This window comes from Micrococcus sp. FDAARGOS_333, from assembly GCF_002206575.2.
In the GTDB taxonomy this organism is placed as follows: Bacteria; Actinomycetota; Actinomycetes; order Actinomycetales; family Micrococcaceae; genus Micrococcus; species Micrococcus lylae.
In genome coordinates, this window is record NZ_NJFJ02000001.1 from 1,477,563 (window position 1) to 1,491,242 (window position 13,680).

The window sequence follows — 13,680 nt, forward strand, 5'->3', positions numbered from 1 at the left end:
GAGCGTCAGCAGATGAGTGCACCGCACCGTGACGCCGCCTCCCCGTGGGTCATCTCGGTGAAGGACCTGCTGCACAGCACGGGCCTCCAGCGTGAGGTCGCTGAGCAGTGGCCCGCCCCCGAGGGGCTGTCCATCCCCGTCCTCGGCGTCCCCGCCGGGGATCCCGTGGACGTGGACATCCGCCTGGAGTCCGTGCACGAGGGCGTCCTCGTCACGGGGACGGCGGACGTCGAGCTGCGCGGCGAGTGCGCCCGTTGTCTCGACCCGCTCGAGGTCGGCTTCACCGTCGACCTGCAGGAGCTCTACCTGACCGACCCGTCCGAGACGGACGACGAGGACCAGCAGGCGGTCGTCGACGAGACGATCGACCTGGAGCCCGTGCTCCGCGATGCCGTGGTCACGGCCCTGCCGTTCCAGCCGGTCTGCCGACCGGACTGCGAAGGGTTGTGCGCCGACTGCGGCATCCGGCTCGAGGACGCGCCCGAAGGGCACGGCCACGAGCGAGTGGATCCCCGCTGGGCGGCCCTGGCCGCCCTCGCGGAGACCGAACAGACCTCCACCCCCGAGACAGAAGAGAGATAGTCGTGGCAGTCCCGAAGCGGAAGATGTCCCGTGCCAACACCCGTGCCCGCCGTTCCCAGTGGAAGGCCCAGGCCCCGTCCTTGATCAAGTCCGTCGAGAACGGTCGTGTCTCCTACCGTCTGCCGCACCAGGCCGAGCTGAAGACCGACTCCGCAGGCACCCCGCTGTTCTTCGAGTACAAGGGCCGCAAGGTCGCCGACGCCTGAGATGGCGCCCGCCTCCCCGCGGCAGGGGCGCCACGCGGCGCCTGACTCCGACCCGCTGTTCGAGCGTCTCGGCGTGACGATCACGTCCGAGACGCTCGAACTGGCGTTGACACACCGTTCCTTCGCCTACGAGCAGGGCGGCCTGCCGACCAACGAGCGCCTCGAGTTCCTCGGAGACGCCGTCCTCGGGTACGTGGTCACCGACCACCTCTTCAAGTCCTTCCCGGACCTCTCCGAAGGCGACCTGGCCCGCCGCCGGGCGTCGATCGTCTCCACCCATGCCCTCGCCCACGTGTGCCGCGGGCTCGGAGTGGGGGCCCACATCCGCCTCGGAGAGGGCGAACGCCGCACCGGCGGCGCGGACAAGGACTCCATCCTCGCGGACACCTTCGAGGCGTTGATCGGCGCCGCCTACATCGACCACGGCCCCGTCGCCGCAGCGGCCCTCGTGCACCGCCACGTGCTGCCCCTGCTGGACGACCCGCAGATCGCCCGTGCCGGCACCGACTGGAAGACGAAGGTGGCCGAGGCCGCCTCCCGACATTCCCTCGGTGACGTGCGCTACGAGATCGTCGGGCAGGGCCCGGCGCACGACCCGCGATTCCGTGCCACCCTGTGGGTCGGCGGCACCGAGTACGCCTCCGCCGTCGCCTCCTCGAAGAAGCAGGCCGAACGCGACGCCGCGGCCGAGTCCTGGGCGCGGCTCGAGGCCGACCTGCCGACCGCACAGGACTGATCAGGCGATGCCTGAGCTGCCCGAGGTGGAGGTCGTCCGCCGCGGACTCCTCCCGTTCACGGCCGGCGCGCACGCCGGCCGCCTCGATGTGCTCGACCCCCGCAGCCTCCGCCGCTCGCCCGGCGGCGAGGAGTCGCTCCGCGCGGCTCTGGACGGCCGTCTGCTGGGGGCGCCGGTGCGCCGCGGCAAGTTCCTCTGGATCCCGTTGGCCGAGGCGGGGGAGGCGGCCGTCGTCGTGCATCTGGGCATGTCCGGTCAGGTGAGGGTCGACGACGCGACACGCCCGGATCCGCCCCACCTCCGGCTGCGTCTGCCCGTCATCGCCGCCGACGGCCGGGAGGCGGAGCTGCGCTTCGTGGACCAGCGGATCTTCGGCGGCTGGTGGTTGGACCGCCTCGTCACCGACCCGGCGACCGGCGAGCGGATCCCGACGACGGCCGCCCACATCGCGCTCGACCCTCTCCACCGGCAGTTCGATCCGGACGCGGTCCACGACCGCTGGCGCCGTTCGCGCACCCGGCTCAAGCGGGCGCTGCTGGACCAGTCCCTCGTCTCCGGGATCGGCAACATCTACGCCGACGAGGCCCTCTGGGCCTCGCGTCTGCACCCCGAACGGCGCACCGCAACCCTGTCCCGGGCCCAGGGGCATGCCGTGCTCACCGCAGCCGCCACCGTCATGGAACGGGCCCTCGCCGTCGGCGGGACCAGCTTCGACGCGCTCTACGTCAACGTGGACGGCCGCTCGGGATACTTCGCCCGGTCGCTCAACGCCTACGGTCGGACAGGGGAGCCCTGCCCGCGCTGTCGGGACGAGGGGCGGGACGGGGTGATCGTCCGGGAGGCGTTCATGGGCCGGTCCTCCCATCGGTGCCGCCGCTGCCAGCCGCGTCCGCGCACCTGAGGGGCTCCTCGCCCGCCTACACTGATTCCCAGCCCCCGCCCGTACGACAGGAGAGATGCCGGTGACCTCCCGTGAGCCCGCTGAGCTCGACGAGCTCAGCGACCGGCACGCCGAGCCGGACCGCCATCGGCGGCGCCGCTGGCCCTGGGTGCTCGGGGTCCTGGCGGCCGTCGTGGTGGTCGCCCTCGTGCTGGTCGCGCTGTACGCCGGAGCCCTGGCACGCAGCTACGACGACAACCGTCGCACCGTCTCCGCGCCCAACGTCACCGACGGCGAGGGCGGAGCGGTCAACGTCCTGCTGCTCGGCTCCGACTCGCGCGGCGAGGACGGCTCGTCCGACATGGAGGGGGAGCGCTCGGACACCATGATGGTGGTCCACATCCCGGAGGACCGCAGCGGCGTCTACGTGATGTCGATCCTCCGCGACCTCTACGTCGACATCCCCGCCCATGGGAAGGGCAAGGTCAACTCGGCGCTGTCCAAGGGCGGCTATGAGCTGACCGTGGACACGGTCGAGGAGCTGCTGGACATCGAGGTCAACCACCTGGTCGAGATCGACTTCCAGGGTTTCCGCGGCGTCACCGAGGCCCTCGGCGGCGTGTCCGTCTGCAACCCCACGGCCTTCTCGTCGGGCGTCAGGAACCCCAGCTACTTCCCCCGGGGCGAGATCCTGCTCCAGGACACCGCGGCGCTGCGGTACGTGCGCGAGCGGCATGCCTTCGCCCGCGGCGACCTCACCCGGGTCGAGAACCAGCAACGCGTCGTGTTCGGCGCGCTCGACCGGTTCCTCAGCGTCGACGTGCTCGCCGACCCCCGTCGCACCATGGACGTGGTCTCCATCCTCTCCCGCCACCTGACGGTGGACGAGGGACTCGACTCGCGCCGGGTGGCCGGATACGGCTGGGACCTGCGGTCCATCGGCAGCGACGACGTCGAGATGTTCACCGTCCCCAACGCCGGCGGTGCCGTCGAGGAGTCCGGCCAGCAGGTCGTCCTCCCGGACGAGCAGCAGCTCGCCCGGCTCAAGGCCGCCTACGCGCGCGACGACCTCGGCGGCTACCTCCGTGAGGTCGAGCGCGCGGAGAAGGAGGCGGCCGAGCGCCGCAGGGCCGAGCGCCGGGCCTCCGAGTCCGCCGCGCCCTCCTCCTCGGACCGCGCGTCGAGCCCCGCGCCGTCGACCCCTGCTCCCGTGCCCGCCGTGGAGGACCCCTGTGGCTGAGCGCGAGACGGCCCCGCGGGTCCTTCTGCTGACCCATTCCTATGCCCCGGAGGCCACGCCGCCGGCCCGGCGGTGGGAGGCGATCGTGCAAGGACTCGTCGCCGAGGGCTGGTCCGTGACCGTCCTCGCCCCCGGAGTCCCGGGCCACGCCGCGCGGAGCGAACGGGGCGAACACGGCGAGACCGTCCTGCACACGCGCTCACGGCGCGCCAAGGCCGGCGGGCGCAACGCGCGGTTCGCCGACGCCGTGATCCACGCCATCCAGAGCATCCCGCTCGGGCTGGCCGCCACGCGGCCCGACGTCGTCGTGGCCACCGTGCCTGCACTGCCGACCGTCGTCGCCGGGCGGGCGCTCGCCGTGCTGCGGCGCCTGCCGCTGGTCCTGGAGATGCGCGACGCCTGGCCGGACCTCGCCCGAGACGCCGGCCTGCGCAGCGGACCGCTGGGACGGCTCATGGAGCGCATCGTCGGAGGCGCCCAGCGCCGTGCAGACCTCGTGGTGACCGTCACCGCAGGGTTCGCCGAGACCCTCCGTGCACGCGGCATCGCCTGCGTCGAGACCCTCGGCAACGGCGTGGCGCTGGACGCGATCCCCGCCCTGCCTCCCCGGGACCGCCGTCCGGGCGAGCTCCACGTCCTCTACCTGGGCAACCACGGTGAGTCGCAGGGACTGGAGCGACTGGTCGAGGCCGCCGCACGCCTGCGCTCCTGCGCACCAGGGGTGCGCGTCCGCATGGTCGGCTCGGGCACCCGACGTGAGGGACTCCTCGCGCTCAACCGCAGGCGGGGCGAACCCGTCGAGATGCTCGACGCAGTCCACGGCGAGGTCGCCCGAGAGCACTACGCCTGGGCGGACACGGTGATGGTGTGCCTGCGCCCGGACTGGGCGAGCTTCCTCCACACCGTGCCGTCGAAGACCTACGAGCTGCTCTCGATCGGCCGGCATGTCACGGCCCAGGTCCAGGGGGAGGCGGCCGCAGTCGTCGAGGCCGCCGGTGGAGGAGACGTCGTCGGTCCCACGGTGGACGACCTTGTCGCGCACCTCGAGGCGCTGTGGGCCGACCCCGCCTCGACCCGGACCACGGGCGCAGCCCGCGGCTGGGTGGCGCGCCACGCCGACCTGAGCACCATCGGCCACCGCTACGCCGAGCTGCTCTCGCGCACCGTCCTCCGGCGCCGCGCCCGGTCCTCCCGGCCGCGGATCTGAGCCTTCAGGAACCGTCTCGTCACCCCGAGGAGCCCACATGTCCCCGTCCGTGCGACGCCTCGTCTCCAACGCACTGCTGGCCGCGACGACCGCCGTGGACCATGTCCGCGACGATCCGGTCGTCCTCGCCCTGCAGATCTCGCGCCGCCTCCCGCCCGCCGTGCGGATGCGCCTGGGTGCCTGGGGATCCGGCTGCTCCGCGAGCCTGCCGGTGCCCGCCGCCGTCGCCCTCGCCGCGGGGGGTCGGACAGAAGAACTCGAAGAGCTGGCCGACCAGGTCCTGCGCAGCCCCCGGACGCACGGCGCGGACCCGGTGACCCGGGTGCGCCTGGCCGACGTCCTCCTCGCCGCCGACCGTCCCGACGGGGCCGAGCAGATCCTCGCGACGACATCCTCCACCACGCCCGGATGGGCGGCGGCCCGTGCCCGTTCGCACTGGTATCACGGCCGGATGCGGCAGGCCGTGGCCGTCCTGGGCGGTTCTGCGCGCGAGAGGGCCGTCCGCGAGCGGCTCGGCTCGGAGCTGCGGGCGATGGAGGGGTGGACCCCGACCCTGCAGACCCCGGGCGCGCCGTACCGACCGGTCGCGGACCGGGTGCTGTTCGTGCTCACCAACTCCCTGCCGCACACCGGTTCCGGCTATGCGCAGCGGTCCCACAGCCTGATGCTGGCCGTGCGTGACTGCGGGTGGGACCCCGAGGCCGTCACGAGACTCGGGTGGCCGGTCCAGACCGGCGTGCTCCAGGCGGCCGACCGGGACGAGGTCGACGGGATCCGCTACCACCGTCTGCTGGCGCCGAGGCTCCTGCCCGGCTTCGACCGACGCCTCCAGCAGAACGCTGAGGAGCTCCTGGCCCTCGTGCTGGAACGGCGTCCCGCCGTCCTGCACACCACCACCCACTGGGTCAATGCCGTCGTCGTCCGTGCCGTCGCGGAGGCCGTGGGGATCCCCTGGGTCTACGAGGTGCGCGGCCAGCTCGCCGACACCTGGGCCTCCACCCGGGGGACCGCCGCGCTGTCCTCGGAACGGTATCGGCTCTTCACCGCCCGCGAGGCCGACGCCGTCCGCTCCGCGGACGCGGTCGTGACCCTGGCGGAGACCATGCGGGCCCGGGTCGCGGCCGACGGCGTCGATCCCGACCGCATCGTGCTGAGCCCGAACGCCGTGGGCGGGGCCTTCCTCGACCCGTCCGGAGACGCCGCGCAGGCGCGACGCAGCCTGGGCCTGGACCCGGACGCGGAGTACGTGGGGACGGTCAGCTCGGTGGTCCCCTACGAGGGGCTCGACGACCTCGTGCGTGCCGTCGCCCTGCTGACCGCCTCCCGTCCCCGCCTCCGCCTGCTCGTCGCCGGAGACGGCACGGCGCTGCCGGGGCTGCGGCGCCTGGCCGATGAGCTGGGGATCGGCGACCGCGTCGACCTGCTCGGCCGCGTGGACCGCAGCCTCGCCCCGACCTGTCACCGTGCCCTGGACGTGTTCTGCGTCCCCCGAAAGGACACCACCGTGACCCGCTCGGTCACCCCGATGAAGCCTCTGGAGGCCATGGCGTCCGCGCGCGCGGTCCTCGTCTCCGACCTGCCTGCGCTCCGGGAGATCGTGCGGGACGGGGAGACCGGCGTCCTCGTCCCCGCCGAGGACCCCGAGGCCTGGGCGGAGGCCCTCGACGCGGTTCTCACGGACGGTGCCCGGCGGCGCGCACTGGGCGCAGACGCGCGCGAGTGGGTGCTGGCGGAGCGGACCTGGGCCGCGAACGCCCGCCGCTACGTCCAGATGTACGCGGAGATCACATCCGGGCGTGCCGCCGGGGACAGGGCCGAACCGTATACTGGCCGGTGACCCCTGACACGTCGTGCGCCCAGGCGCAGCGATCGGGGTCGCGTGACTCCCATAGACAGGAAGAGGAACACCACGGATGTCTGAGATCCAGAGCGTTGCCGTCATCGGGCTCGGCTACATCGGCCTGCCGACCGCCGCCATCCTCGCCGAGAACGGCGTGAAGGTGCACGGCGTCGACGTCAGCGACCGCACCGTCGACGCCGTCAACGAGGGTCGGGTGCCCTTCGTCGAGCCGGACCTGGCCGACTTCGTCAAGCGCGCCGTGGACAAGGACATGCTCTCCGCCTCCAAGGAGACTCCCAAGGCCGATGCCTACATCGTCGCCGTGCCGACCCCCTTCAAGGGCGACCACGTCCCGGACCTGAGCTACATCGAGGCCGCCGCCCGCGGTCTGGCCCCGCAGCTGACCGGGGACGAGCTGGTCATCCTCGAGTCCACCTCGCCCCCCGGCGCCACCGAGCACATGGCCGAGGTCATCTACACCGAGCGTCCGGACCTCCGTGAGGCCGGCCTCGACTTCGCCCACTGCCCGGAGCGTGTGCTCCCGGGCCGCGTGATGGTCGAGCTCGTCGCCAACGACCGCATCGTCGGCGGCTCCACCCCGGAGGCCGCGCAGCGCACCGAGGCGCTCTACCGGACCTTCTGCAAGGGTGAGATCCTGCTCACCGACTGCCGGACCGCGGAGATGGCCAAGCTCGTGGAGAACTCCTTCCGCGACGTGAACATCGCCTTCGCCAACGAGCTGTCCGTGATCTGCTCCGAGCAGGGCATCGATGTCTGGGAGCTCATCGAGCTCGCCAACCACCACCCGCGCGTGAACATCCTGCAGCCCGGCCCGGGCGTGGGCGGCCACTGCATCGCCGTGGACCCGTGGTTCATCGTGGACGCCGCTCCCCAGAGCGCTCGCATCATCCGCGCGGCCCGCGAGATCAACGACGCCAAGCCGCAGTGGGTGATCGACCAGGTCAAGGCCGCGGCCTTCGACGTGCAGCAGGAGACCGGCCGCGCTCCGGTCGTGGCCGCCCTGGGCCTGGCCTTCAAGCCGAACATCGACGACCTCCGCGAGTCCCCCGCGCTGAACATCGCCCACGACCTGGCGGACCAGTTCTCCGGGTCCGAGGTCCTCGTGGTCGAGCCGCACGTCGAGGAGCTGCCGGCCAAGCTCGAGGGCAAGCCCAACATCCGCTTCGTCTCCGCCGAGGAGGCCGTGGAGAAGGCCGACATCGTCCTGCTCCTGGTGGACCACGACGCCTTCGCCGGCCTCGGCCCCGAGGTCGAGGGCAAGCACGTCATCGACACCCGAGGCCAGTGGCGCTGACCGCTGCATGACATCGGGCGACGGGGTCCCCCGGAAGGGGCGGCCCCGTCGCCGCGCCCGTCCCGTGGACCGGGACGGGAAGACGCGAACGAGGAGGACGGCATGCGGCTGTTGGTGACCGGCGGAGCCGGATACATCGGATCCCACTTCGTCTCCGCGGCCCGTCGGCGGGGCCTGGAGGACATCACCGTCGTCGACGACATGTCGACAGGTCTGCGACGCCGGGTCCCGGCGGAGGTCCCGCTGCACGAGATCGACCTGTCCCGAGACAGCTCCGTCCCCGAGCTCACGGCGCTGCTGCGGGACCGGGGGATCGACGTCGTCGTCCACTTCGCCGCGAAGAAGGTCGTCGGTGACTCGGTGGTGCAGCCGGAGGAGTACTTCCGTGCGAACATCGGCTCCACGGTGAACCTGCTCACAGCCATGCGCGCCGCGGACGTGGACTCCATGGTGTTCTCCTCCTCCGCGGCCGTGTACGGCGAGCCGGAGGCCACCGTCGTGTACGAGGACACGCCGACGGCGCCCATCAACCCGTACGGCCAGTCCAAGCTCGTCAGCGAGCTGGCCCTCGAGAACGCCGCGCGGGCCTGGGGGCTCCGGGCCGTCGCGCTGCGGTACTTCAACGTGGCGGGCGCGGAGAGCGCGCAGCTGGCCGACACCACCACCACGAACCTCATGCCGGCGATCCGAGACGTGATCACCCGGGGCGACCGGCTCTCGGTCTTCGGCTCGGACTACGACACGGTCGACGGCACCTGCGTGCGCGACTACGTGCATGTGGTCGACCTGGCCGAGGCGCACCTCGCCGCCCTGCCGGCCGTCACCCGGGACGCCCCGGCCCGGACCCTCGCCTACAACGTCGGCACCGGACAGGGCAGCAGCGTGCTCGAGATCGTCGAGGCGTTCCGCTCCTATCCCGGCATCACGCTGGACTACGACCTGTGTCCGCGCCGCCCCGGGGACCCCGGGGCTCTCACGGCCGATGTTACGCGCATCGCGGAAGACCTCGGCTGGACCTCGCGCCACTCACGGGAGGACATCGTCGCCTCCGTGGTGGACTTCGCTCCGCCGGCCGACTGACCGCCACCCACCACCGGGCAGCACACCGACCCCCTGAACCCTGACTACCGAGGACTCGCATCAATGATCCAGCTGTTCCTTCGATTCTCACGACGACAGCAGCTCGTGATGGGGCTGTTCGTGCTTCTCGCGCTGGTCGGGACCGTCCTGGCCTTCATCGTGGACCACACCGTCCTGATCATCGGCCTGTTCTGGATGCTGTGCGCCGCGGTCTTCGTCATGATCATGTACCACCGCCGGCTGAACGCGAAGATCACGCGCTTCGCCCGCGCCCGCGGCGCCGCCGTGCCGGGGCCGCGCGCGCGCAAGCCCGCGTCCAAGGGCGCGGCGGCGCGGCTGTCCTCCCAGGAGTCGCTCGAGACCCTCCGGGCCGCGTTCGAGCGGCGGGGCACCGTGGCCGCGGGCCTGCCGCTCGCCCGCAAGCTGATCCAGGAGAAGGGCGACATCAGCGGTGCCCGTGAGGTGCTGGACCAGATCCGGGACAAGAGCGGTCTGAAGGAGGCGGAAGTCGGCTACATCCGGCGCGTCGACTCGCTGCACCGCTTCCTCTCCGAGGACGTGGAGCTGCCGCGGCGACACCGCAGCTACAACTACGTCCCCGTGCGGAACAAGGTCATGTACGCCGTGGGCATGTCCCCGGTGTCCGTCACCAACGGCTACACCTCGCGCACCAAGGGCGTCGTGGAGGGGCTGACCGGTCAGGGCCTCGACGTGTTCGTGGCCCCGATGCCGGGCAAGCCGTGGGACAAGAAGACCGTCCAAGGGGGCCGGCGCGTCCCGGCAGAGCAGCGCCGGTACGTCGAGGAGATCGACGACGTCCGCTACGTCCACAACCCGGGCATCCCCGCCTGGGAGGGCGACATCGACATCTTCTTCCAGGTGGCCGCCGACGCCTACGTGCGCGAGGCCATGATCGAGAAGCCGGAGTACATCCTGGCGGCCTCCAACTACCTGTCCGCGCTGCCGGCGCTGATCGCCGCCCGTCGCCTGGGCATTCCGTTCGTCTATGAGATGCGCGGCTTCTGGGAGGTCTCTGCCGCCTCCGTCCGCGAGGGCTGGGCCGACTCCGACCAGTACCGCCTCGATCGTCGCATGGAGGACCTCGTCGCAGGCTCCGCCGACCGCGTCGTCGTCATCACCGAGGAGATGCGCCAGGACCTGATCGCCCGCGGTGTCGACGGCGACCTCGTCTCCGTGGCGCCCAACTGCGTGGACGCGGACACGTTCGCGCCCCTGGGCAAGGACACAGCCCTGCTGCGCAGCCTCGGCTTCTCCGAGCCGGACCTGCCGGTCGTCGGCTTCGCCGGCAGCGTGACCGACTACGAGGGCCTCGACCTCGTCGCCGAGGCGCTGGCCACCCTGAAGGGCCGAGGAACCCGGTTCAATTTCCTCGTGATGGGCGGCGGCGCCTACCTGGACCGCCTCAAGGCCCTCGTCTCCGAGCTCGGCCTCGACGCGGAGACCCGCTTCGTCAGCGGTGTCCCGAACGCCAAGATGCCCGCCTACCTCTCCAGCATCGACGTCTTCCCGCTGGCCCGGAAGTCCCTGCCGGTGACCGAGCTCGTCTCCCCGCTCAAGCCGCTCGAGGCGATGGCGGTCGGCGGTGCCGTCGTCCTCTCGGACGTCTCGCCGCACACGGTGTTCTGCGGGCCGGACCAGGCGACCGCACTGAGCTTCGCCAAGGACGACGTGGCGAGCCTGGTCGACCGTCTCGCCGAGGTCCTCGAGGATCGCGAGGCAGCCCGGGCCATGGGCGTGCGCGCCCGCCGTTGGGTGAAGGAGAACCGCAGCTGGTCCGTCACGGGCGCCCGCATCGCCGAGGCACTGGGGTCGCTGTCGCGCGACGGCCGCACCGCGGGGGCCGATGCGGAAGCCGAGCGACCGCTGAAGGACTTCACGGTCGCGTTCATCGGCGATGTGTTCACCTCGGATACCTTCGTTCCGGAGCTGACCGCCCTGCGCGTGCGTCCGGACGACTGGAACGAGCAGTTCCAGACGCACAGCGTCGACGCCCTGTTCATCGAGTCCGCCTGGCAGGGCAATGACGGCGCCTGGACGGGCATCATCGGCTACTACGACGACGAGACCCATGCTCCGATCGCAGAGCTCATCGCGCACTGTCGTCAGCACGGCATCCCGGTGATGTTCTGGAACAAGGAGGACCCGGTCCACTACAACCGCTTCAAGCGGACCGCCTCCCTCTGCGACTACGTGTTCACCACGGACGCGCGGACGATCGTGGACTACAAGTCCCTGCCGGACAACCAGATCAAGACCGTGGCCTCCGCCCCGTTCGCCGCGCAGCCGCTGCTGCACAACCCTCTGCCGAGCACGCGAGAGCAGGACGAGAGCATCGCCTACGGCGGCACCTACTACGGCGACAAGTATGCGACCCGCAAGCAGGGGCTCGACTTCCTGTTCTACGAGTCCGCACCGTTCGGCCTCGCCATCTACGAGCGGGTGCACAACGACCCGAACTCGCCGTACCGCCTCCCGGACCGGTTCCGCCGGTACGCCCGGCAGAGCCTCAGCTACCCGGACATGTGCCAGGCCTACAAGGCCCACCCGATCCACCTCAACGGCAACTCCGTGGTGGACTCCCCGAGCATGTTCTCCCGCCGCGTCGTGGAGATCACCGCGTCCGGCTCGACCGTGCTCAGCTCGGCCGGCCGCGGCGTGGACGAGACCCTCGCCGGGACCGTGCCGACCGTGACCACGGCGGATCAGGCGAACGGCCACCTCGAGGCATGGAAGGACTCCGAGGCGCTGCGCCACGAGGGCCTGTGGAAGGCGTTCCGCCACGTGTACGAGGCGCACACCTGCGCCCACCGTCTGGTGTACATGATGCGCGTGGCCGGCTTCCGGGTGCAGAGCCCGGCGACGGCCCCCGTGGCGGTCGAGTGCTCGCGCGCGGACGTGCCGCTCTTCGAGGCTCAGACCGTCCGTCCGGCCCTGTACCTGCTCACCGACTCGACCGACGGTGTCCAGGCCTCCTGCCCGGTGGTCCACGCCGAGGGTGAGGCACGCGTGGCTGCGCTGCGCGAGGCCGGCATCGGCCACGTCGTGGTGCACCGCGCCGGTGCCCCCGCTCCGGAGGCCCACCTGCTCGAGGACATGTCCCTGGCCCTGCGCTTCGGCGACTGGAAGGCGGTCGGCACCCGCACGGTCGCCTGGGGCAAGGGCGAACCGCACGTGCGCATCGCTGCGCTGACCTCGGACATCGAGCCGGGCACGGTCCTGCTCGCCGAGGACGTCTACGAGGCGTGGCTGCAGGGCTCCCCGCCGGCGCTCGACGACGAACAGGTCTTCGCCTGGCAGCGTGTGGTGGACCGTGACGGCTCCGCCCAGGCCTCCGGTGGAACGGCGGCGGAGGTCGTCTCCGGCACCCCGTCGAGCCCCGTCGGTGCCGGCGCCGCAGCGGCCGGTGCATCGGGTGTGCCGGCCTCTGCCGGCCTGCCCGACGGGTCGCAGGACGTCGCCGGCGCCGTCATGGTGGGCGAGGAGACCACGCAGCCCCTGACGGTGCTGGTGGCCGGTCACGACCTGAAGTTCTTCCCGCAGATCACCGCCGTGCTGGAACGAGCCGGCCACCGCGTCATCGTCGACCAGTGGGGCGGCCACGACATCCACGATGAGCAGCAGAGCCGCCGTCTCCTCGCCGAGGCCGACGTGGTGTTCTGCGAGTGGGCGCTGGGCAACGTGAAGTGGTACAGCCGGAACAAGCGTGAGGGACAGCGCCTGATCGTCCGCCTTCACGCCCAGGAGCTGCGCACCCGCTTCCTCCGGGAGGCGGATCTGAAAGCCGTGGACACCTTCGTCTTCGTCTCGCCGGTCGGCATGCGCCGCGCGCAGATCACGTTCGGTGTCCCGGCCGAGCGCTCGGTGGTCATCGGCAACACCTTCGACGTCGACGCCTTCGCGGCGCCTCGCACGGACCCGGACCCGCACGTGCTGGGCATGGTGGGCTCGGTGCCGCAGTCCAAGCGACTGGACCTGGCGCTCGATGTGATGGAGCGTCTCACGGCCGAGGACCCGGACTACCGCCTCGTGGTCAAGGGCAAGGAGTACATGGAGTACCCGTGGCTGATGAACCGTGAGCCCGAGCGCGAGTACTTCGAGGCGCAGTATGCCCGCCTGACGGACTCTCCGGCGCTCCAGGGCGCCGTGGAGTTCGGCGGGCACAGCGCCGACATCGCCGAGTGGTACCGCACCGAGCCCGGATTCATCCTCTCCACGAGCGACCACGAGGGCACCCACCAGGCCATCGCCGAGGGCGGCGCCGCCGGCTGTGTGCCGATCATCTGGCCCTGGGCGGGTGCCGAGTTCGTGTACGGAGAGCGGTGGCTCGTGGAGGACGCCGCCGAAGCCGTGGACCGGGTCCGTCGCCTGACGGCGGACCGGGACCGGTTCCTGCAGGAGTCCGCCGAGGTGCGCGAGTTCATGCGCAGCCACTTCGCCCCGGCGACGATCGGCGCCCAGATCCTCGAGGTGGTCGAGGGACGCCGCCGCTGAAGGGTGATCGCGCACCGCGCGGATCCGAAGGACGAGGGGCCCGCCCCGCAGCCGTGCTGCGGGGCGGGCCCCGTCTCCGTCG

Annotated in this window: 10 protein-coding genes; all 10 read left to right on the forward strand. The window is 71.7% G+C overall.

Annotated elements, in window-relative coordinates:
• Window positions 1-12: 12 nt before the first annotated feature.
• The 10 genes from CEQ11_RS06615 to CEQ11_RS06660 all read left to right on the forward strand — a co-directional run bounded on the left by CEQ11_RS06615 (window position 13) and on the right by CEQ11_RS06660 (window position 13,598).
• Window positions 13-582, forward strand: coding sequence for a DUF177 domain-containing protein (locus CEQ11_RS06615; protein ID WP_067188745.1), 570 nt, complete (start codon window positions 13-15; stop codon window positions 580-582).
• A gap of 2 nt (window positions 583-584) precedes the next feature.
• Complete coding sequence (gene rpmF, locus CEQ11_RS06620; RefSeq protein ID WP_088478137.1) at window positions 585-788, forward strand: 50S ribosomal protein L32; 204 nt, start codon at window positions 585-587, stop codon at window positions 786-788.
• 73 nt (window positions 789-861) lie between these two features.
• Window positions 862-1,524, forward strand: coding sequence for a ribonuclease III (gene rnc / locus CEQ11_RS06625; protein ID WP_227718774.1), 663 nt, complete (start codon window positions 862-864; stop codon window positions 1,522-1,524).
• A 7-nt stretch (window positions 1,525-1,531) separates the two neighbouring features.
• Window positions 1,532-2,425 (forward strand): bifunctional DNA-formamidopyrimidine glycosylase/DNA-(apurinic or apyrimidinic site) lyase, encoded by an 894-nt coding sequence (mutM, locus tag CEQ11_RS06630; RefSeq protein WP_088478139.1) that lies wholly within the window; start codon window positions 1,532-1,534, stop codon window positions 2,423-2,425.
• 61 nt (window positions 2,426-2,486) lie between these two features.
• Window positions 2,487-3,644 (forward strand): LCP family protein, encoded by a 1,158-nt coding sequence (locus CEQ11_RS06635; RefSeq protein ID WP_227718775.1) that lies wholly within the window; start codon window positions 2,487-2,489, stop codon window positions 3,642-3,644.
• A complete protein-coding gene (locus CEQ11_RS06640; RefSeq protein WP_088478140.1) occupies window positions 3,637-4,851 on the forward strand; it encodes a glycosyltransferase family 4 protein in 1,215 nt (404 codons plus the stop codon). The genes CEQ11_RS06635 and CEQ11_RS06640 overlap by 8 nt, the downstream gene beginning before the upstream one ends.
• 37 nt (window positions 4,852-4,888) lie before the next feature.
• On the forward strand, window positions 4,889-6,688 hold the full coding sequence (locus CEQ11_RS06645) for a glycosyltransferase family 4 protein (RefSeq protein ID WP_193763000.1): 1,800 nt from the start codon (window positions 4,889-4,891) through the stop codon (window positions 6,686-6,688).
• Window positions 6,689-6,764: 76 nt separating this feature from the next.
• Window positions 6,765-8,006 (forward strand): UDP-N-acetyl-D-mannosamine dehydrogenase, encoded by a 1,242-nt coding sequence (gene wecC, locus CEQ11_RS06650; protein ID WP_088478141.1) that lies wholly within the window; start codon window positions 6,765-6,767, stop codon window positions 8,004-8,006.
• A 102-nt stretch (window positions 8,007-8,108) separates the two neighbouring features.
• The gene (gene galE, locus CEQ11_RS06655) at window positions 8,109-9,086 is read left to right on the forward strand and encodes a UDP-glucose 4-epimerase GalE (RefSeq protein WP_088478142.1); all 978 of its coding nucleotides are present in this window, start codon (window positions 8,109-8,111) and stop codon (window positions 9,084-9,086) included.
• A gap of 63 nt (window positions 9,087-9,149) precedes the next feature.
• Window positions 9,150-13,598 carry a glycosyltransferase gene (locus CEQ11_RS06660; protein ID WP_088478143.1) on the forward strand — a complete coding sequence of 1,483 codons (4,449 nt, stop codon included), beginning with the start codon at window positions 9,150-9,152 and terminating at the stop codon, window positions 13,596-13,598.
• Window positions 13,599-13,680 lie beyond the last annotated feature (82 nt).

Excerpts from the sequence above, each read along its gene's own strand:
- CEQ11_RS06645 (WP_193763000.1), top strand. The coding sequence starts at position 4,889 with ATGTCCCCGTCCGTGCGACGCCTCGTCTCCAACGCACTGCTGGCCGCG.
- mutM (WP_088478139.1), top strand. The coding sequence starts at position 1,532 with ATGCCTGAGCTGCCCGAGGTGGAGGTCGTCCGCCGCGGACTCCTCCCG.
- CEQ11_RS06615 (WP_067188745.1), top strand. The coding sequence starts at position 13 with ATGAGTGCACCGCACCGTGACGCCGCCTCCCCGTGGGTCATCTCGGTG.
- galE (WP_088478142.1), top strand. The coding sequence starts at position 8,109 with ATGCGGCTGTTGGTGACCGGCGGAGCCGGATACATCGGATCCCACTTC.
- wecC (WP_088478141.1), top strand. The coding sequence starts at position 6,765 with ATGTCTGAGATCCAGAGCGTTGCCGTCATCGGGCTCGGCTACATCGGC.
- CEQ11_RS06660 (WP_088478143.1), top strand. The coding sequence starts at position 9,150 with ATGATCCAGCTGTTCCTTCGATTCTCACGACGACAGCAGCTCGTGATG.